Annotated in this window: 19 protein-coding genes and 1 tRNA gene; 12 read left to right on the top strand and 8 right to left on the bottom strand. The window is 70.3% G+C overall.

Translation table 11 applies throughout. The annotated features are described in order from the left end of the window. The first annotated feature begins 2 nt into the window (after positions 1-2). From STRBO_RS0101805 to STRBO_RS45320, 6 genes are all read left to right on the top strand, one after another. The gene (locus STRBO_RS0101805; protein ID WP_005483600.1) at positions 3-1,385 is read left to right on the top strand and encodes an FG-GAP and VCBS repeat-containing protein; all 1,383 of its coding nucleotides are present in this window, start codon (positions 3-5) and stop codon (positions 1,383-1,385) included. A 192-nt stretch (positions 1,386-1,577) separates the two neighbouring features. Beyond that, the gene (locus tag STRBO_RS0101800; RefSeq protein WP_005483598.1) at positions 1,578-1,973 is read left to right on the top strand and encodes a nuclear transport factor 2 family protein; all 396 of its coding nucleotides are present in this window, start codon (positions 1,578-1,580) and stop codon (positions 1,971-1,973) included. Positions 1,974-2,087: 114 nt separating this feature from the next. After that, positions 2,088-3,599, top strand: coding sequence for an FG-GAP-like repeat-containing protein (locus STRBO_RS0101795; RefSeq protein ID WP_005483597.1), 1,512 nt, complete (start codon positions 2,088-2,090; stop codon positions 3,597-3,599). A 136-nt stretch (positions 3,600-3,735) separates the two neighbouring features. Then, the gene (locus STRBO_RS0101790; RefSeq protein ID WP_086016348.1) at positions 3,736-4,764 is read left to right on the top strand and encodes a Yip1 family protein; all 1,029 of its coding nucleotides are present in this window, start codon (positions 3,736-3,738) and stop codon (positions 4,762-4,764) included. A 197-nt stretch (positions 4,765-4,961) separates the two neighbouring features. Further along, positions 4,962-5,783 carry a hypothetical protein gene (locus tag STRBO_RS0101785; RefSeq protein WP_020113682.1) on the top strand — a complete coding sequence of 274 codons (822 nt, stop codon included), beginning with the start codon at positions 4,962-4,964 and terminating at the stop codon, positions 5,781-5,783. Positions 5,784-6,192: 409 nt separating this feature from the next. Beyond that, complete coding sequence (locus tag STRBO_RS45320) at positions 6,193-7,464, top strand: calcium-binding protein (RefSeq protein ID WP_158690983.1); 1,272 nt, start codon at positions 6,193-6,195, stop codon at positions 7,462-7,464. Positions 7,465-7,843: 379 nt separating this feature from the next. Here STRBO_RS45320 and STRBO_RS0101775 read toward each other — a convergent pair whose 3' ends face one another. Both STRBO_RS0101775 and dcd read right to left on the bottom strand, forming a co-directional pair. Next, positions 7,844-8,389, bottom strand: a complete 546-nt coding sequence (locus tag STRBO_RS0101775) for a phosphoribosyltransferase (protein ID WP_005483591.1) — start codon at positions 8,387-8,389, stop codon at positions 7,844-7,846. Continuing rightward, on the bottom strand, positions 8,386-8,961 hold the full coding sequence (gene dcd, locus STRBO_RS0101770) for a dCTP deaminase (protein ID WP_005483590.1): 576 nt from the start codon (positions 8,959-8,961) through the stop codon (positions 8,386-8,388). The genes STRBO_RS0101775 and dcd overlap by 4 nt, the downstream gene beginning before the upstream one ends. Positions 8,962-9,511: 550 nt before the next feature. On the opposite strand from dcd, the gene STRBO_RS0101760 reads away from it, so the two are divergent. Next, positions 9,512-9,585: transfer RNA gene (locus STRBO_RS0101760), tRNA-Gly, on the top strand. Between the two features lie 279 nt (positions 9,586-9,864). On the opposite strand, the gene STRBO_RS0101755 is transcribed toward STRBO_RS0101760, so the two are convergent. The 6 genes from STRBO_RS0101755 to STRBO_RS0101730 all read right to left on the bottom strand — a co-directional run bounded on the left by STRBO_RS0101755 (position 9,865) and on the right by STRBO_RS0101730 (position 13,982). Next, on the bottom strand, positions 9,865-10,839 hold the full coding sequence (locus tag STRBO_RS0101755) for a bile acid:sodium symporter (RefSeq protein WP_173531639.1): 975 nt from the start codon (positions 10,837-10,839) through the stop codon (positions 9,865-9,867). A 138-nt stretch (positions 10,840-10,977) separates the two neighbouring features. Continuing rightward, the gene (locus STRBO_RS0101750; RefSeq protein ID WP_234360664.1) at positions 10,978-11,286 is read right to left on the bottom strand and encodes a hypothetical protein; all 309 of its coding nucleotides are present in this window, start codon (positions 11,284-11,286) and stop codon (positions 10,978-10,980) included. Next, a complete protein-coding gene (locus STRBO_RS0101745) occupies positions 11,283-12,062 on the bottom strand; it encodes a heavy metal-responsive transcriptional regulator (protein ID WP_005483587.1) in 780 nt (259 codons plus the stop codon). Before STRBO_RS0101745 ends, STRBO_RS0101750 begins: the two co-directional genes overlap by 4 nt. Before the next feature lie 148 nt (positions 12,063-12,210). Next, positions 12,211-13,362: a tyrosine-type recombinase/integrase gene (locus tag STRBO_RS0101740; RefSeq protein ID WP_005483586.1), complete on the bottom strand. Its 1,152-nt coding sequence runs from the start codon at positions 13,360-13,362 to the stop codon at positions 12,211-12,213. Next, positions 13,362-13,574 carry a helix-turn-helix domain-containing protein gene (locus STRBO_RS0101735; RefSeq protein WP_005483585.1) on the bottom strand — a complete coding sequence of 71 codons (213 nt, stop codon included), beginning with the start codon at positions 13,572-13,574 and terminating at the stop codon, positions 13,362-13,364. The genes STRBO_RS0101740 and STRBO_RS0101735 overlap by 1 nt, the downstream gene beginning before the upstream one ends. A 150-nt stretch (positions 13,575-13,724) precedes the next feature. Further along, the gene (locus STRBO_RS0101730) at positions 13,725-13,982 is read right to left on the bottom strand and encodes a helix-turn-helix domain-containing protein (RefSeq protein ID WP_005483584.1); all 258 of its coding nucleotides are present in this window, start codon (positions 13,980-13,982) and stop codon (positions 13,725-13,727) included. Positions 13,983-14,462: 480 nt separating this feature from the next. On the opposite strand from STRBO_RS0101730, the gene STRBO_RS0101725 reads away from it, so the two are divergent. From STRBO_RS0101725 to STRBO_RS0101705, 5 genes are all read left to right on the top strand, one after another. Further along, positions 14,463-15,308 carry a hypothetical protein gene (locus STRBO_RS0101725; protein ID WP_005483582.1) on the top strand — a complete coding sequence of 282 codons (846 nt, stop codon included), beginning with the start codon at positions 14,463-14,465 and terminating at the stop codon, positions 15,306-15,308. A gap of 7 nt (positions 15,309-15,315) precedes the next feature. Beyond that, positions 15,316-16,005 (top strand): zinc finger domain-containing protein, encoded by a 690-nt coding sequence (locus tag STRBO_RS0101720; RefSeq protein WP_005483580.1) that lies wholly within the window; start codon positions 15,316-15,318, stop codon positions 16,003-16,005. A 519-nt stretch (positions 16,006-16,524) separates the two neighbouring features. Continuing rightward, positions 16,525-17,190, top strand: coding sequence for a MobC family plasmid mobilization relaxosome protein (locus STRBO_RS43635; RefSeq protein ID WP_005483579.1), 666 nt, complete (start codon positions 16,525-16,527; stop codon positions 17,188-17,190). After that, entirely contained in the window at positions 17,187-18,899 is a 1,713-nt protein-coding gene (locus STRBO_RS0101710) for a relaxase/mobilization nuclease domain-containing protein (protein WP_005483577.1), read from the top strand. Before STRBO_RS43635 ends, STRBO_RS0101710 begins: the two co-directional genes overlap by 4 nt. A gap of 247 nt (positions 18,900-19,146) precedes the next feature. Continuing rightward, entirely contained in the window at positions 19,147-19,749 is a 603-nt protein-coding gene (locus STRBO_RS0101705) for a hypothetical protein (RefSeq protein ID WP_005483576.1), read from the top strand. Position 19,750 lies beyond the last annotated feature (1 nt).

The raw sequence follows: 19,750 nt of genomic DNA, 5'->3' as shown, positions 1-19,750 counted from the left end.
GCATGCGATTCCGTAGCGCCACGCTGGCCGCGACACTCGTGGCGGCCACCGTGACCCCGCTCGCCCTCTCGGCCGGCTCCGCCTCCGCCGCGCCCGCCCGTCACGCGGACGACTTCAACGGCGACGGTCACCGCGACTACGCGGCCTTCTCGTACGGCCCCGAGGGCGACAGCAAGGGCGGCGGCGTCCTGGTCACCTTCGGCACGGCGGCCGGCGGCCCCGGCACGAAGACCCAGTTCGTCGACCAGGCGAGCACGGGCGTCCCCGGCGCCGACGAGTCGAACGACTTCTTCGGCGAGGTCCGCACGGCGGCGGACTTCAACAAGGACGGCTACGGCGACCTCGTGGTCGCCGCGAACGGCGAGAACGTCGGCACGCACAAGGACAACGGCACGGTCACCGTCCTGTGGGGCGGCAAGCAGGGCCTCTCCGGCGGCACGACCCTCCCGTTCAAGGGCCCGAAGGGCGTCTCCGGCGAGGCCCGCGACTTCGCCACCGGTGACTTCGACGGCGACGGCAACCAGGACCTGGCCCTCGTCCGAGACAGCAAGACGTACGTCTACCGGGGCGCGATCACCAAGTCCGGCGCGAAGGGCTCGGTGACGGTCCTGGACAAGGACGGCTCCAGCTTCTACTCCACCGCCGTCGTCTCCGGCAAGGTCGACAAGGACGGCAAGACCGACCTGGTCGTGATCGGCGACGTCGTGTACCCGGAGTACATCGCCTCCGACGCCTGGTTCATCAAGGGCGGCAAGGCGAAGCTCTACCCGGGCAAGACCCTCCGCCTGGAGCGCGTGAACGGCAACGGCGGCCAGGCCGAACGCGGCGGCGACGGCGTCATCGCCGACTTCGACAAGGACGGCTACGGCGACATCGCCATCGGCACCTCGGTGTACGACGGGGGCAAGGGCCGCGTGTCGGTGTGGTACGGATCCTCGTCCGGACCGGGCCGGAGCGCCCGCTTCACCCAGAACACCTCCGGTGTCGCGGGCACCGCGGAGCGGGGCGACTGGTTCGGCGCGTCGGTGTCCGCCGGCGACGTCGACGGCGACGGCTACGCCGATCTGGCGGTCGGAGCGGAGGGCGAGAAGCTCGGCGCCCAGGCCTACGCGGGCGGCGTCCACGTCCTGCGCGGCACCAGGTCCGGCCTCACCGGCACGGGTTCGCAGTGGTTCGCCCGCGACACCCCCGGTGTCCCCGGCGGCCTGGAGGACGAGTCCTTCGGCAGCACGGTCCGCCTCCGCGACACCGACGGCGACGGCAAGGCGGACCTGTACATCACCGCGAACTACGGCTCGCTCCTGCTCCGGGGCTCGTCGAAGGGCATCACGACGTCGGGCGCGGAGTCGGCGAACGGCGACATCGTCTCGGGGATGCTGCAGTAGCGACGACGGCCGCCACCGCGTTTCCCGGTGGCGGCCACCGGACCGCGTCCCCGGTGGCGGCCACCGGACCGCGCGCGAAGGCCTACGCCCGCGCGATAATGGCCCATACGGCGGGAAACTCCCACAGAATCCCGATAAACCCCCCGTAGAAGCCCGTAGAACCCCCGTAGCAGCGGAAAGCCGGCGATCCCCATGGCCGAACATCCGAACGCAAGCCTCGTCCGCAAGGGCTACGACGCCTTCACCCGCGGCGACATGGACACCCTCCGCGACCTGATGGCCTCGGACTGCACGCACCACGTCCCCGGCAGCCACCCCTTGTCGGGCGACTACAAGGGCCAGGACTCGATCATCGGCCTGTACCAGCGGCTCTTCGAGGAGACCGCCGGAACCTTCAGCGTCACCCTGAGCCATGTCTGCGTCGACGGCCGCGGCCACGCCGTCTCCGTGCACCGCTACACCGCCGAGCGCGGCGGCAGGCGGATCGAGCAGAACGGCTGCCTCGTCTTCCGCATCGTCGGGGACAAGATGACCGACATCGACGAGTGCCAGGAGGACCTGGACAAGGAGAGCGAGTTCTGGTCCTAGCCGCGTGGGGCGAGACTCTTCCGGCCCCGCCCGCACAACCCCGCACGGCCTCCAGGTGTCACACAGGTGAACCAGCCACACCCCCGACATCCGGCCATTCACCTGGAGCCACCCGTGCACAGACGGACGCACCGACGGACGTACGCCCTGGCCGCCGCCACCGTGGCGACCACCACCGCCACCACGACCGCCCTCGCCCTGGCACTCGCCACGGGCGCCACTGCGGCGCCGCGTGCCGAGCCCGCCCCCACGCCCACGGCCGCGACCAGCGACTTCAACGGCGACGGCTACGCGGACCTGGCCGTCGGCATGCCCGACGCGACCGTGAACGGCAAGGCGAAGGCCGGCTTTGTGAACCTCGTCTGGGGCGGCGCGAAGGGCCTCGGCGGGTACGGGAGCATCCGGGTCAGCCAGGCCACCCCCGAGGTCCCCGGCTCCCCGGAGAAGGGCGACCGCTTCGGCGCGTCCGTCCTGCTGCGGGACCTCAGCGGTGACGGCAGGGCGGAACTGATCATCGGGGCGCCCGGCGAGGACATCGACGGGCGGGGCACCGACGCCGGCGCGATCACCGTCGTCGGGGGCGCGAAGAAGGGCACGGGCCCGGGTTCCACGGCCCTGACCGGCCCGTCGGCGAAGTCCGAGTACGGCTTGTCGGTGGCGGCGACCGACCTCACCGGTGACCACCAGAGGGACATCGTGGTCGGCGGCCGGGACACGGTGGCGATGCGCGCGGTCGTCGACGACGGCGAGGACCTCGTCATCACCACCGTCCTCACCACCCCGATGGGCGGCCGCGCCCCGATCCTCGCCACCGGCGACTTCACCGCGGACGGCATCGACGACCTGGCCCTCGCCTACCACACGGTCGACGCCCCCTCCACACAGTCGCACGTCCGGCTGTGGGCGTGGGACGAGGCCGAGCGGCGCATGGCCAACACCTGGAACTCCGACAACGGCGCCGCCTCCGCACTCGCCGTCGGCGACTTCGACGGCGACGGCCTGGACGACCTGGCCCTCGGCGAGTGCCGTGAGATCGCCGACGAGAACATCGACGATCCGTGCGGCCCCGAGTCGTACGCCAAGGGCGGCGGCATCCACATCGAGTACGGCGACAAGAACTCCTTCGGGTACCGCTCCCAGACCCTCAACCAGGACACCGTCGGCGTGTACGGCGTCGCCGAGACCGGCGACCGCTTCGGCGCCGCCCTCGCCGTACTGGACTGGAACCGCGACGGCCGCGACGACCTGATCGCGGGCGCCCCCGGCGAGGCCATCGGCACCCGCAAGGCGGCCGGCGCGGCCACGCTGCTGCTGGGCCACAAGGGCGGCATCGTCGACGCCTTCGGCGAGGCGACCTCCGTCCCGTACCACCAGAACCGTGCCCACGTCCCCGGCGTGGCGGAGACGAACGACGCCTTCGGCGCGGCCGTCGCCACCGGCGACCACGACAAGGACGGCGTCCCCGACATGGCCGTCGGCGCCCCGGGCGAGAACGCGAACTCCGGCGGCGTCTGGGTCTTTCCGAAGACGTCCGTGACGAACTCCCGTGCCCTCACCCCGAAGAACCTCGGCCTCCCGTCCCCGACTTCGGCCCTGTCGTACGGCAGGTTCTTGAGCAGCCACTGACGCGCCGGCGAGCGATCACGCGGACCGGCGCCGACCTGCGGGACCGGCCTGCGGGGCGCCTGGTTCCCGCGTCCCTCCCGCGTCCCTCCCACGTCCCTCCCGCGTCCCTGACGCGCCCCTGACGACCCCTTAGGGGATGTCACAGCTCGGCCGCAAAGCCGGGCCGGTTGGCCCCGGCCCGGCACGCGGCCGCCCGGGACCAGGTACGTTCGATGACGTGGCTGGATTCAGGATCGGACGCGGCCGGGACAACGGCGCTCCTCAAGCGCGACCGCACAACCCTCCGTACGGACAGCAGGCCCCGCAGGCCGGCGGCCCGTCGTACGGCTACCCCCAGACGCCCCCGGGGCCGCCGTACGGCGGCGGCCGGAGCGGCGGTCAGGGCGGCTGGCCGCAGACACACGGCGGCGGGCAGCCCGGCGGCCACGGGCCACGCGGGAACCACGGGGGCCCCGGGGGCCACGGCGAGCCGGAGTACTTCGGCGACGGCGGGCACCCCCAGGGCGGCGCGGACCCGTACGCGGCCAACAACGCGGGTCACACGCAGATGTTCGCCGTCGGCGAGGACCCGTACCAGCAGGGCGACGTCTACCGGGCGGGCAACGCCCCGGCGGCCCCGCTCGGCCCCCGCCTGCCGTGGAAGGCCCTCCTCAAGGGCATCGTCACCAGACCGAACCAGACGTTCCTGGTGATGCGCGACTACGCGGTGTGGGGCCCCGCCCTGATCGTGACGTTCCTGTACGGCCTGCTGGCCGTCTTCGGCTTCGACGGCGCCCGTGAGGACGCGATCAACGCGACGCTGTCGAACGCCGTCCCGATCGTCCTCGTCACGGCCGTGACGATGGTGCTCAGCACCTTCATCCTGGGCGTGGTCACCCACACCCTGGCCCGCCAGATCGGCGGTGACGGCGCCTGGCAGCCCACGGTCGGCCTCTCGATGCTGATCATGGCCCTGACGGACGCGCCCCGCCTGGTCGTCGCCATGTTCGCGGGCGGCGACGCCTCCTTCGTCCAGATCCTCGGCTGGATCACCTGGATCGCGGCCGGCGCCCTTCTGACCCTGATGGTCTCCAAGTCCCACGACCTCCCCTGGCCGAAGGCCTTGGGCGCCTCGGCGATCCAGCTGGTGGCGATCCTGTCGCTGATCAAGCTGGGTACGTTCTAGGCGGCACGTCTCCGTACGGCGGGGCCCCGGCGCAGTCAGCGCGCCGGGGCCCCGCCGTATGTCCGTGCGCGGGCGCACTCCTGCACAAACGGACGAACCACGCACATAAACCGCACAATCGCACCATCAATTCACATACCGTCCGATAACGTCATCGCGTCCTGATCTGCACCACGAAGACCTCCACAGGAGTGCGCGTGAAAGCTCGCTTTGGCGTCCGCCGGGGAACGATCCTCCTGGCCACACTGCTCGTCGCCATGTCCGCCGCGGTCCTCCCCGGGACCGCCTCCGCCAGCGGGAACGGAAACGGGGACGAGGGCGGGGACGGCGGTGGCCACCAGGGCCGCTCGGACCACTGGGGTGTGATCACCCGCAACACGATCGGCTCCCCCGTCGCCGAGCTGCGCAACGGCCCGTTCGGCTCCTTCGGCGTGCTGGGCCCGGAGGGGAGACCGCCGTACGGCCGGGGCAGCCTGGGCATCGAGGTATCGGGCAGCACCACCACCGCGCCCGCCCCCAACGAGAAGGTCGACTTCGGCAATGAGGTCGACTTCTTCAGCAGGCCGGTGTCGGGTCTGAAGGAGGTCGGCTTCCACGTGTTCCAGACGGGCGAGAACGTCACCTACGGCGGCCCGACGAACATGCCGAACATCAGGTTCGAGATCGACCCGAACCTGGCCGCCCCGAACGCCGGCGTCAACTACTCCACGCTCGTGTGGGTACCGGCCGCCGCCCCGGTGACCAACCGCTGGACCGACTACCTCGACGCCACCGAGACGGGCACCTGGTTCCTCACGGGCGCCGCGGGCGGCCTGACCAACTGCGAGCAGTCGGACCTGTGCGACTTCGACACGGTCATGGCCGCCCTCCAGGACGGCGGCGACCCGGCGACCCTCTACAGCGCCGCGGTCGGCAAGGGCCGCGACTACATGTGGATCGGCGCCGTCGACGGCCTCCGCATCAACGAGACCATCTACGACTTCGAACCCTGGGGCGTCCGCACCCACCCGGCCACCTGACCCCCGGCCCACCCGGGCGGCGCCGGCAGACCGAAGCGAACGCACCACCACGCCCCGCCGCCCGGAGCGGTCACCGACAGCCAGGCCCACTCAGGCGTCGAGCACCTGCCCGGCCCGCCTGACGACCGGCTGTTCGACGCTCCAGGGTGAGTTGCCGGGGATGGAAGCAGGAGACCTGGCGAGAGCAGCGACGGGTGGGCGAGCCCTGAACCACCCTGGCTGCTCCCGGAGCGAGTTCGGGGTCGGGGAGCGTCTGGTCGGTGGATTGCGGGCGGTATGACGGTGTGTCTGTACGACCACGCAGGGCGGGTGTGGCTTGATCGTCGGGCGGTCCCGGCAGGGGCCTGAACATCAACCGATGTCCGTGGCGTGTGCTGAGTGCCGCGCTCTTTGCCGAGGAGTCCCCATCGTGAGACGGACCCTGCAACATGCGATGCTCCAGCGACGTGGCGCCGGAGTCGCGGGTGAGCGGAGGCGCCCGGCCCGGCGTGCTGCCGTGCTGCTCGCCACGGTGGCACTGCCGGCGGCCCTGGTCGTGCCCACGGCCACGCCCGCCGCTGCGGCGCCGGTGACGGTCACCTTCAACGTGGGCGCCGACCAGCCCTTCACCGTCCCGTCCGGCGTCACCCAACTGACGGTCACCGCCACAGGCGCCACAGGCCAAAACGTGCCTAATGGTGGCGCAGGCGGGAGCGGGGCCACCGTCACCGGCACCCTGACCGCTACCCCGGGCAGCACCCTGTTCGTGAACGTCAACACCGGCGGCGGACCAGGCACCGGAAACTTCTCGGGCGGCGTCGGCGGCGGTTCCAGCGACGTCCGCACCTGCAGCTCGGCCGGCCCAGGCTGCACCCTGACCGGCAGCCCCGGCACCGACCCGCGTCTCATCGTCGCCGGAGGCGGAGGCGGCGGCGGCTACGGTTCCGCCATCGGCGACTTCCAGGTCCCCGAGGCCACCGGCGGGGACGCCGGCGACACCGGAGGCGACGGCGGCGACAGACCGCAGAGCGGCGTCGGCGGTGGCGGAGGAACCCAGACCACCGGCGGCACCGGCGGAGCCGCATGCTCGCCGAACCCCACCACCGCCGGCACCGACGGTACGGCCGGTGCCGCCGGCACCGGCGGCACCGGCTTCGGGGGAGGCGGCGGCGGAGGCGGCTGGTTCGGAGGCGGCGGAGGAGGCGGCTGCGGCCAAATCAACAGCGATGGCACGGCAGGTCCTGGTGGTGGCGGTGGCGGGTCGAACCGCGTCCCCACGGGTGGTACCTCCGCTCCCGCAGCGGGGCCGGCCCAGGTGACCGTCACCTACGAGCCGGCGCCCCCCACCTGCGCGACCGCCACGGCCACCATCACCGGTACCAACGGCAACAACATCCTGATCGGCACTCCTGGCAATGACGTGATCTTCGCTCTCGGCGGCAACGATGTGGTCGACGGCCGCGGTGGCAACGACATCATCTGCGGCGGCGACGGCAACGACGTACTGTCCGGCGGTGACGGCAACGACCGCATCGAAGGTGGCAACGGCGCCGACAACCTGAACGGCAACAACGGCAACGACGCCCTCTTCGGCGGTCCCGGCAGCGACGCGCTCTTCGGCGGCCCCGGCACCAACACCAACGATGGCGGCCCCGGCGTCAACGCCTGCTTCAACCCCGCCACCGGCCCCGGCTGCTTCTGACCCACCCCACACGCCCCCGACCCCGGCATGTTGAGCGACATCAGTAGCTGACATCAACACAGGCGTACAACCGCGCACCGTGGCACCCCCGTGATCGGCGCACGAGCCAACGGATCCCAGCAGGCGAGCGGTTCGTGACGGTGCTGCACACGCCTACGGATCAGAAGGTGCTCGTGCCCCATCCGTGCCCGATCCAGCGGGAAGCCACGGGGAACCACGGTGCTGAGCGGGCACCGCACACGACAACGGCCCCTGACCGTATGACCTGGTCAGGGGCCTTTTCGCCTGGCGGTGGGTGTGGGATTTGAACCCACGGTGACTCGCGCCACGACGGTTTTCAAGATCACTGGCGGTGTAACTCCCGGTTACACGAACCAAGTCAGAGCGCTTCCTTGGACGGAGTAACAGGCTCCCCCGACTTCCGCACTACAGGCAAGACACTCCACGGAAAGTTGATCCAGTCGTCCGTCCGCTTCCACACGTACTCGCACTTCACGAGGGAGTGGGGCTTCTCGTAGATCACGGCGGAGCGGACCTCGGCCACGGCGTCGAGGCAGAAGTCGTGGACGAGCTTGAGCGTCTTGCCCGTGTCGGCGACGTCGTCCGTGATCAGGACCTTCTTGTCGGAGAAGTCGATCGTGTTCGGGACGGGTGCGAGCATGACGGGCATGTCGAGGGTCGTGCCGACGCCGGTGTAGAACTCCACGTTCACGAGGTGGATGTTCTTGCAGTCCAGGGCGTAGGCCAGCCCGCCCGCGACGAAGACGCCGCCGCGGGCGATGGAGAGGATGATGTCGGGCTCGTACCCGTCGTCGGCGATGGTCTGCGCGAGTTCGCGTACCGCGGTGCCGAACGCCTCGTAGGTGAGGTTCTCGCGGGGTGCGGGCGCGTCGTCGCTCGTCCCGGCCGGCTGCCCGGCGCTCACACCTGGGTCCGGTGGAAGTTGAGGAAGGACCGGGAGGCGGTCGGCCCGCGCTGCCCCTGGTAGCGGGAGCCGTAGCGCTCGCTGCCGTAGGGGAACTCGGCCGGCGAACTGAGCCGGAACAGGCACAGCTGCCCGATCTTCATGCCCGGCCAGAGCTTGATCGGAAGCGTCGCGAGGTTCGACAGCTCAAGGGTCACGTGCCCGGAGAAACCGGGGTCGATGAACCCGGCGGTGGAGTGCGTGACGAGCCCGAGCCGCCCGAGGGAACTCTTGCCCTCCAGTCGCGAGGCGAGATCGTCGGGGAGAGAGATGACCTCGTACGTACTCGCGAGCACGAACTCGCCCGGATGCAGGATGAACGGCTCGTCACCCTCGGGCTCCACGAGCCGCGTGAGGTCGGACTGTTCGACGGACGGGTCGATGTGGGGGTACCGGTGGTTCTCGAACACCCGGAAGAACCGGTCGAGACGCACGTCGACGCTCGACGGCTGCACCATGGATTCGTCGTACGGATCGATGCGTACCCGTCCGGCGTCGATCTCGGCCCGGATGTCCTTGTCTGAGAGAAGCACGCCCTGAGGATACGCAAGACGCGCGGACCGTCCCTAACCAGCTGGACGAACCCGCGCGCCTGTCTGTTCCCGCTGTGCCCGCTTCCCGTGCTGCTGCTTTACCGCTTCTGCAGCGTCACTGGTACGACACTGCGCAACCGGGCGCAGCGTGGGCAGCGCATGAGCCGGCCGGGGCCGAGGCGTTCGGCCTGCTGCATCGGGAACGAAGCGGTGCTGAACATGTGCCCATCGGCACAGCGGACGACGGTGCGCTCCATCAAGTCCAAGAGTCCCTTCCCCAAGAGCCGCGTCTGGCTGTCGACCTACGTCGACCTGACGACGAACCGCCACATTACGGGATACTTGGGACGGCCCTCCAGGCGGCACTCCGATCCCGCCGAAGCCCCACCCGGACCCTCTTCCGCACCTCCACCGTACGCCCCAACTCCCGCGCCCCGCAGCCCCGTCCCCGCCTCACAAACACAACGGGGCCCCACGCCTTCAACGCGCGGGGCCCGACATGAGGTAAAGTAACGACGCGTTCCGACACCGGCACCGACCGGCGTCTTACGCGGGTGTAGTTTAATGGTAGAACATCAGCTTCCCAAGCTGAGAGCGCGAGTTCGATTCTCGTCACCCGCTCCAGAGAGAAACCCCAGGTCAGCAGCCTGGGGTTTGTTTGTTGTCTAGACCATTTTGAGGGCTTCGTGCCCTCCGCGTGCCCTAAGTCGCGCGAATGTGCCCACCAGAGGACCACTAGAGGGTAGTTTCTGACAACACGTCAGCCATTTGTCTCGAATAGTGAGACGCATTTTCTGTGACCTGCACCACTTGCAGGCGTCGGGGTGGTGAAGTCGCATACGCAAAGCGACAGTTCGCGCTGCCGTCGGCTGCGGTGTCGTGCTGCTGACTGCCGGCCATCGCTCACGATGCGGCGGGTACGTCGTCCTCGCGCTTGTCGAGGGGGAGCAGGCTTGGGATGAGCCGGACGTAGGCGACCATCCCCAGAACCTCGACCAGCGTCTGGGTGACCACGACGACCGCTGCGACCACGAGGGCGTCGGGCAGTGCCAGGGCCAAGGGCAGGACGACCAGGGAGTTGCGGGTCGCGCCGGTGAAGACGATGGCCCGTCCGGCGCCAGTGTCGAGCCGGAACAGCCGGGCTATCGCCTTCCCGGCGAAGGCCATCACCAGCAGGAACAGGACATAGAAGGGGACGACGACGGCGACGTCGGTGAGGCTGTCGCCGAGCTTGGGGATCTGGGAGGCGACCACGGTCAGCAGGGTCGCGGCCATCAGCGGCACCATCGTGGTGGTCGCCGCGTCGGAGACCCTCTGTCCGGCCGGCCGACGCGCGGCCCACGCCTGCAGGGCCCAGGCGAGGGCGAGCGGGATGAGGATCAGGAAGGCGAAGGCTTCGAGGAACGGGCCCGCCTCAACGACTTCGGCCAGCTCGGAGCCCATGAACAGGTACAGGAACAGCGGCAGCAAGAGCATCTGGGCCACGAGAAGCAGTGGGGTCGCGGCCAGGAGGCGGCGGCTGGAGCCGCCGGCCAGCCCGGAGAAGACGATCACGTAGTCCACGCACGGGCAGAGCAGTACCAGCAGCACACCGACCCGCACGGCCTGGTCTTCGGGCAGGAACGTGAACATCGCCGCGACGATGAGCGGCACGATCACGAAGTTCACGGCCAGGGCCGCGGCGAGGAAACGGCCGTCGCGCAGCGAGCGGACCAGTTCGGCGGCCGGGACCTGGAGGAAGGTGACGAAGAGGAGGGTGCCGAGAACGGGGGGGTTGATGGCGTGCTCCAGCCCCGGACCGACGACCGGGGCCAGCCGGCCCAGCAGCCCGCCGACGGCCATCGCCGCGAGATAGATCGCGACCTGGTGGTGTTCCATCCGCTCGACCAGGCCCTGCGGTCCCTTCTGCGACACCCTGCCTGCTCCCTCGTGTTCGTACCGGCCGCCCCGCGGCAGACCTCTCGCCCATCCTCACAGGTCACACGACCAGCTCGGACACCGGCGATGCTCGGCCTCTCAGCGCGACGGCGCGCTGTCCTTCGGCGCCGGCCGGACGGTGGGCATGCCGAGATCGGCGGGGGCCGGGGTGGTGCGGCAGGCCGCTGCCCGTCGCCGCCGACGCACGACGAGGATTCCTGCTGCGGCGGCTACGGCCAGTACCGCGAGGACGGGCATCCACAGGGCGCCGATCGCGGAGGTGATACCGATACCGCCGAGCAGCGCCAGCAGCGGGCCGGCGCAGCACACGGCACAGGCTGCGATGGCAGCCGTGCCCGCGCCGAGTGTGCCCCACGGGCGAGGTGGACGGGATGAGGGAGGCGTCATGCGGTCGCTCCGAACAGTTCGGCCAGCATTCCGGCGGCGCTCTCTGGCGCGCGCACGCTCAGCTGAAGGGCATCGGGAGTCAGGTGCAGGGTGAAGTCGAAGAACGCACAGCAGCTCTGCTCGGCCGCGGCGAGCGCCGCGAGTTGTCCGGCGAGTTCGGCCTCCGGCGGGAAGGACAGCCGCAGCCCGTCGCCGATCTCCTCGCGCTGCTCGGCCTTCCCGGCGAGCGTGCGCCACTGCTCGACGCGCTCGCCCAGTTCGGCGCCGCCGAGCGTGCAGGCGACCGGGGCGTCCCGCCACGTCTCCCGCTCCGATCCGGAGGTGGGGCGGGTCGGCGAAAGCGTCACCGGAACCGGTCCGGCCGCCGGGACACTGGTGGTCGTGCAGCCGCAGTCCGAGCCGCACGCACCCGCCGGTGCCGGGCCCGACAGCACGGTATGAACTCCGGCCAGGTGGGCCGAGAACGCGCGCAGCTCGGCGATCCGACCGTCGGTGTCCTTGATCCGGTCGGCCACCAGCGGCAGCATCCGGGCCCGGACCGAGGCGCACACACCTTCCTCGCGGACATCCAGCAGCTCGCGGATCTCTTCCAGCGCCAGACCCAGCAGCTTGGCCGAGGAGATGAACGCCAGCCGTTCCACCGCGTCCTCGCCGTAGACGCGGTACCCGGACGGGGTCCGCTCGGCGGGCAGCAGCCCGGCGGTCTCGTAGAAACGCAGCGTCGTGGCCGGAACACCTGAGCGCTCGGCCAGCTGCGAGATGCGGTAGCTCGTCACACCACCGACGGTAAACCTTCAACCCAGCTCGAAGGTCAAGCCCGACTTCGCCTTGGTCCCCCTCCCCCGCTGTACAGAGCCGCTGGGGTCATGCCGCTCACGTGGCCCCGGCCGGAACTCGGCCGAAGCCACGTGGAGCTGCCGTGGATCATGCCTCAAGGGCCTGCTGACGCCCGCCGTCGGCTTCTTTCAGCTGCTGTCGCACCTCGGCGTCGATGTCCTGGGCGAGCTTGCGCTGGTGCTTCGCCGTGGAGTGCTGGTAGATCAGCTGGGCCCGTTCCGAGGACTGACCGGCGCGGACCATGAGGTCCTTCATCTTGGCGCCGGTGTCGGCGGCGAGGTTGTTACCGGTGTGGCGCAGGTCGTAGAAGCGGAAGTTCTCCGGCACGCCGACCTTGGTACGCGCCTTGCGCCACTTGCGGCCGAAGGTCGAGCGGCGGAAGGGTGCACCCTTCTCACCCACGAACAGGAGGCCGTCGGGCTCCTTCTCGGCGAACCACTGAAGATGTCGGCGTAGCTCGGGCTGCATGAAGTCGGGCAGGTACACGGTGCGCTTCCCCGCACGGGACTTGGGGTCGCCTGTCACCCTCCTTCCGTTGGTCAGCTCCGGTGAGGCATGCGTGACGCGCAGGGAGCATTCGTCGATATCGAGACTGTGACGGCGCAGTTCGGCGAGTTCCTCAGGGCGGAGGGAGGCGAAGGCGCCGAGCAGGACCATGAGGCGCCAGCGCGGGCCCATGGCGTCGGCGAGGTCGAATACCTGGTCGACGGTCGCGGTCGGGCGCTCGTCGGCCTCCTCCTTTCCTGCGCCCTTGATACGGCACGGGTTACTGCGCAGGAGGTCGTCGTCGACCGCCGTCTGGAGGATGGCCTTCAGCAGGCGGTAGGACTTGGCGACGGTGGTGGCGCCGGTGGCGTTCAGTCGCTCGGCCCTCCAGGTACGGATGGAGGGCGGGGCGATCTCGTCCAGGTCCTTACCACCGAAGGTGGGCAGGATGTGCAGGCTCAGCAGCGCGTTGTAGCGGTCGACCGTGGTCGGGGCCAGGCCGCGTTCCTCCATCCAACGCAGGGCGTACTTCTCGAAGTTGACCGCGCCGGCGTCCGGGTCGCTCCATGCGTTGCGCTCGATGTCCGCGCGGACGAGGTTGAGCCAGTCCTGGGCGTCAGACCTGGTCTCGAACGTCTCCGGTGCTTTGTGCCGCTGGCCGTCCGGTCCGAGGTAGCGGGCCTGCCATCGGCCGGAGGCGAGCTTGCGTACCGTGCCGAACTCGCGCCGCCGCTGCGGCTTGCGTGCCGCCATCAGGCCGCCTTCCCGTAGCGGGCACGGAGGCGGCGGACCGGCTCGACGGTGCGTGCCTCGACGTACTCGGTGATCGCGCTCTCGGGGATGCGGACCGGGCGGCCGAGCTTCACGTAGCGGATGCGGCGCTCGGCGATCAGGCGGCGGACGAAGCGCTCGCCCGTGCCAAGCATGTCGCCGGCCTCGGCCACGGTCAGGAGGCGGTCAGCCATGCGCGGTCACCTCCTGCGCGGTGCAGGCGGTGCAGGCGGTGCGCTGGGAGCGGGGAAAGGCAGGGGGTATTGCGGGTCGGCGCAAGGGCGTTGGGTCCTTTACTCGGATGTGGTTGGGCGTGGCAGGCCGTTCGGCGGCGTCGCCTGGAACTACGCGGTGCGGGTCCCGTGGAGGAGAGCCAGGGGCGAGACCCGGAGAGCCTGGGCGAGGGCGACGAGGTCGTCGATGTCACAGCGGCGCTGGGCGCGTTCGATGCGGGACAGCATCGTGTTGGTCATCGGACGGCCGAGGGCGGTGACGCGGGCGGCGAGCTCGCGCTGGGCGAGGCCGCGTTCGGTGCGGAGAATTTCGATGGTGCGAGCGGTCCGTATTCCGGCCGGCCCGATTTCCAGGGATCGTGCTGCCATGGCTCCATTTGTAGCTTCCATTCACCGGTTTGGTTAACCGGCGATCGTCGGCTATGTTGCGCCCGGCGAACGGGCGGGGCTTACCTCTGGGCCGGGTTCCGAGTGTCCGGTTGGCGGTGTCTTCGCCAGCCCGATGGCATGCTCTGACGTGGGGTGTTGTGTTGTAGCTTGCACTCTCAGCGGGAGTCAACGGGTTCCCGATGTGATGCTTCTGGCTTCACCTGACGGTGCATTATTTCGGCAACCGGCGATCCGGGTTTATGGTTTTATTCCTGCCTCGCAGCACACGTTCGCCGTCAGCTGTCTGATTTCCCGGCGGAATGCTGGACTTGTGCGGCATGGGTGTGGCTGTCTTGGCCATACGACGCCACCAGCCCTCCCCCGCGCCTTCGGACCGGGGCTGTGTGCAACCCCCTCCCTGTGCACCGCCCGACGAGGGCCGATCGCACCTCCCCGTCCTGACCTAGGAGCCGCCGCCCGATGAGCTACGACGCCCGCGAATGGGTCTGGGACCACAGCCGCAGCAAGGGCACCGCCCGCATGGTCCTCGCCCTGATCGCCGACCGGTGCCGCGACCGGCACTGCGTCGCCTACGCGTCCGTGCCCACCCTCATGAAACGCGCCAACGCCTCCCGCACCGCTGTGCGCGACGCCCTGGCGAATCTGATCGCCAGCGGCGAGCTGGTGCAGCTCCCCGACCGCAAGGGGCCACGGGGAGAGACGTACTACGTCCTCCCGGTTGCCGCCCGGTTCCTCGCGGACCAGCCCCGGGAAGGGGACCGGAATCCGGTCCCCCCATCGGGGCGGAATCCGACCCTCGGGGGATCGGAATCCGACCCTGCCGAGCACTTCGAGAGGGGATCAGAATCCGACCCCGGGGAACGGAATCCGGCCCCCGGGGGGTACGGATTCCGACCCGATGGGGGTGCAGATTCCGGCCCCCAGAACAGAAGAGAACCGAAGGTGAACGGTAAGAGCAGCAGCAGCTCTGCCCCGCTCATCTCCGCCATCGAGTGGCACATCGACGACGATGCCCGTGCCTGGCTGCAGCACCACGGCCACCTCGACCGACTCGGCGAGCACACCCTGCGCGCCGCCGACGAGAAGTGGCGCACCTACCGGGCCACCTGGGCGCCCCGCACTATCGACGCGTGGGCCGCCGACTGGCGCGCGTGGATCGCTCGGGAGCACACCCCAGCCCCTGGCCGCCCCAACCTCTACGCCTTGCCTGGCGGCACCCCCACCGCAGCCACCGGCATGACGCGCTCCGAAGCGCACATGGCCGCCCTGCTCGCCGCCCTCGACGACCCGACCGGAACGGAGTAACCCGCCCTTGCACCGACGCGAAGTCGCCGCCGTCCTCGCCTACATCGGACGCCTCGACCCCCGCACCATCCGCACCGGCACGGGCGAGGCCCGTGGCCAGATCGCCCAGTGGCAGGAGCTGCTCGACGACGTGCCCTTCGCCACCGACCACGGCTGGGACGTCCGCGAAGCGATACGGTCCCACATCCTCGACTCGCCGTACCCGATCCTGCCCGTGGACATCGCCCGCAGATGGCGTACCCACCGACGCGACCGCCTCGACCGGCACACCGACCCCACTCCCACTGCCGACCCCGACGATCCGGCCGCCTGGCGTGCCGAGCTGCTCCGTGCCCGGAACGCTGTCGCCGCCGGCACGGCCGCCCCGTCGACGCACCGGCAGATCACCAGCGATGGCCGGCCTCGGGACGTCGAGGAGCGCCTGCACGAGATCGGTTCGTGCATCCCGCCGACCGTTCGTGCCGAGTTGGCCCGCTACCGTCCGACCCGCGCCGCGCGCGAGGCCGCCGTCGCCGAGGGCGTCCCCGATGCGCTCGGTGTCCGGTGCGACTGGTGCCACGCCCCCGTGGGCTCCCCGTGCCGTCAACGCAGGGCGAGCCCTGACGGAGCCGCCCGGGGCAATGCCGTACGTACGACTCCCCACCCGTCGCGCGTCGACCTCGCCGCTGCCCGGATGGACCGACACCGAGCTGCCTGACGCGGTCCGACTTCGCTCCTCGCGCAGCTTCGTGGGGCTACGAACGTCGGTCCCGAACCGGTCGTACGCGGTCCCCGACGAGCACTTCGGGGACCGCGTCCCGGGGACCGTGCCGACGGCTGCCGGGGACCGGTCCCCTCTGAAACCGCAGCTCAGAGGGACTTTTATTGCGGTCCCCGGAGCGTCCCCAGCAACCGGGACCGTCCCCGGAACAGCCCCCTTCGGTCCCTGCGGGGACCGGGACCGTGGGGTGAAAGGGGGACGGTCCCCGTGACGACGTGTCAGGGGGACCGTCCCCGATGAGCGTCGCGTCCCGTCCCCAATTGTCTGGGGACCGTGCACCGCAGCGCTTTGGGGACCGGTCCCCAAAGCGCCCCTCGCAACCACAGCCCTGCCCCTGACAGCACCTACCGCAGCTCTCACAACCGTCGCATCGCTCCGGCCACTGGCCTCATCTGCCATAGCTCGGCGCTTCGGCGGCTCAGCTCCCCTGCCGACCACACCCTCGGAGAACCACACGTGCACGACCGACACCACGAAGACACCAACCGGCAGGAGACGGCCAACGCCCCGGACAACCGCGCAGCAAGCAATGGCGATGGACCGTCCATGGGCCGGTCCATCGCGAGCACCTCCGCCCCGGGGGTGGCGGAGGGGGAGCTCCGGCACGAGGGCGTGCCGGAGCAGGAGGGGGTGGGCGAAGACGTCGTCGCCGAGCAGCAGCCCGCTGTCGTGCGCGCCGCCGATGAAGCCGCGCTCTACCGTGTCGCCCGTCGCCGCGAAGCCAGCGGCGACGGGCAGCGCAAGGAGCGTGTCGATGCCCGCTACAGCGTCGGCGAGAAAGCGAAGATCCTCGCCAAGGCCAAGGCGTTGGACATCACCGGCGCGCACCTGGTCGGCGCGGTCGTCATGGCCTTCGTCAACGGCGAGGAGCACCTGCCCGACCAGCGCACGGTCTACGACGACGTGATCGATGAGTTCGCCGCCCTGCGCACCCAGATCGCCCGGATCGGCACCAACGTCAACCAGATCGCCCGCCGCCTCAACTCCGGCGGCGATTCACACCCTGTGGACGCCGCCATTCTGGAGCGGGCCGAACGCCTCCTGGCCACTGCCCGGGACGCTGTGAAGGCCGTGGACGAGGCCGCTTTCCGGGCGGCCGGGCAGAAGGCGGGCCGGGTGTGATCGCGAACATCGTCAAGCCGGGCAGCAGGACCCGGGGCGTGCTGATCTACCTCTTCGGTCCGGGTACGGCGACCGTGCACACCGACCAGCACATCGTTGCCTCCTGGGACGGCTTCGCCCCCGACCCCGGACCCGAAGACAGCCCCAGCCACAAGGAGCGGATGGAGCAGCTCGTCAAGGCCCTCGACCTGCGGGTCAAGCAGGTCGGCGACCAGGCCCCGGAGGGGCATGTGTGGCACTGCTCGCTCCGTGCCGCACCCGAGGACCGCACCCTGACCGACGCCGAGTGGGCCACCATCGCCCGCCGCGTCCTGAACGCCACCGGCATCGCCCCACACGGTGATCCGGATGGCTGCCGCTGGATCGCCGTGCGCCACGCGGACGACCACATCCACATCGTCGCCACCAAGATGCGCGGGGACCTGCGCCCGCCGCGCAACTGGAACGACTACCACCGCGTCATGACAGAACTCAGCGAGATCGAGACCGACTTCGGCCTCCACCAGGTCAACCGCGACCGAGACACCTGGCCCGCCGCCAAGCGCCCCACCCGGGCGGAGACGGAGAAGGCCGCCCGCAACGGACGCGACCGGGCGGCGCGCGAGCAGCTGCGCCGCATGGTGCGCACCGCGGTCTCCCACGCTCACAGTGTGGAGGAGTTCCTGAACCTGCTCGCCGACGCGGGCCTGCAGGTCGAAACCCGCACCCTGCCCTCCGGGGACCTCAAGGGCTACAAGGTGGCCCTGCCCGACGACACCAACACCGACTTCGAGCCCATCTGGTACTCCGGCTCCAGTCTCGCCACCGACCTGTCCCTGCCCAAGATCCAGGAACGCCTCGCCGCCACCGAACCCGCCGCCCCGCAACCAGCAGGCCGGCCTCGGCCGAACCCGTGGCACCAGGCCACCGCCACCATCGAGCGCATCCCCCACCACCTCGCCCAGGACAACCCGGCCACAGCCTCAGCGCATCTGGTGGCGTTCGGGGAGATCCTCTACGCCCTGCCCGCACTCGCCCCCGCCCACCTCCGCTCCGAGCTGCGCCAGGCGGCCTTCGCGTTCGAGTACGCGGTCAACACCCGTGCCCGCGTGGGCCATCAGCATGCCCGCGCCATCCGCGGCGCCCTGAAGACCATGAGCACCCACCCCGCCGACGACAGCCTCGTAGCCATGCTCGTGGACGCCGCCATCCTCGCCGTCATCGCCGTACGCCGCAGAAGCGTCCTGCACCACCACGACCAGCAGGTCGCCGCAGCCCAGCAGACCCTGCTCCACCTTCAAGCCGCGTACGGGCAGGCGGCACCGGCCCCGCTGGCACGGCTCGCCGAACGCAAGCCGCCGGCCGACACCACACGCCGATACGCCGAACATCTGCGCAAGGCCGTGCCCGCCTACGCCGAACAGGTCCTCGACGAAGCCTCCTGGGACGCATTGGCTGCCGTGCTCGCGGAAGCCGAACGCGCAGGCCACGACCCCGCCACCCTGCTCCAACAAGCGGCCGGGCAACGCCCGCTGGACGATGCCCGCTCACCGGCCGAAGTCCTCACCTGGCGCGTCCAGCGCCTCGGCGAACGCCACGCGCCCGGCCCGCGCGCCCGGGCCGAACAAGCCCGCAGCACCACTGCCCGCGCCCGATCCAACCCGCAGGTCGCTGAGCAGACCCCTCCTGCGGTCACACCGCTGACGTCCAGTCCGCACCGGTCACGGTAATCACCCGGCCAGACAGGCAGGCTCTTCCGCGCCGATTACCGGCAACCCTGACACGTCGATCGGAGGAACCGTTTCCAGGTCGGCAAACGACTGACGGGCCCGACCACGCCATGGTCGGACCCGTCAGCTCGCGTCACCCAACGGATTCGGTGACAGCGGCCCCGCTCCGGGAAGGTCCCAACTCCGTTGTCAGTGACTGCTGTCAGGCTGAGCTCCATTCGCCGCAGGCCGTCGTCAGGAGGAGAGCATGAGCAACGCCGATCTTGGCCCGCTGGTCATCACGCGCCGCGGCGGCAGCGAGCCGATACGGGCCAACGGCGAAGCAGTAGGTAGACTCGGCGAGTTCTGGAGCTGGGCCTGCTCCGACCTGGCCAACAACACTATGCGGGGTGTCCTGGCCGAGTATCTCGTGGCCACGGCCCTGGGCGCGGCAGCCGGCACCCGCACCGAATGGGACACCGTCGACATCCGCACGCCCGAAGGGTGGCGCGTCGAGGTGAAGTCGACGGCCTACCTGCAATCGTGGGCGCAGTCCGGGGCGTCGAAGGTCCAGTTCGGCATCGCGCCGGCTGCCGGCTGGGACGCAGAGACTGGCACCACCTCGGCCGAAGTACTGCGCCGCTCGGACGTGTACGTCTTCTGCCTGCTGCATCACCAGGACAAGCAGACCCTCGATCCCCTGGACCTCGGCCAGTGGACCTTCTACGTCCTGCCCACCCGGGTCCTGGATGAGCGGTGTCCCGGCCAGAAGAGCATCAGGCCGTCCAGCCTCAAGCGCCTCAACCCGCTGGAGACCGACTTCACTGGCCTGCAGAAGGCAGTCGCCGCGTGCGCCGAAGGCACTCAGTAAT

The sequence above is a fragment of the Streptomyces bottropensis ATCC 25435 genome, from assembly GCF_000383595.1.
Lineage (GTDB): Bacteria > Actinomycetota > Actinomycetes > Streptomycetales > Streptomycetaceae > Streptomyces > Streptomyces bottropensis.
This window is presented reverse-complemented; position numbering and strand designations above follow the sequence as displayed.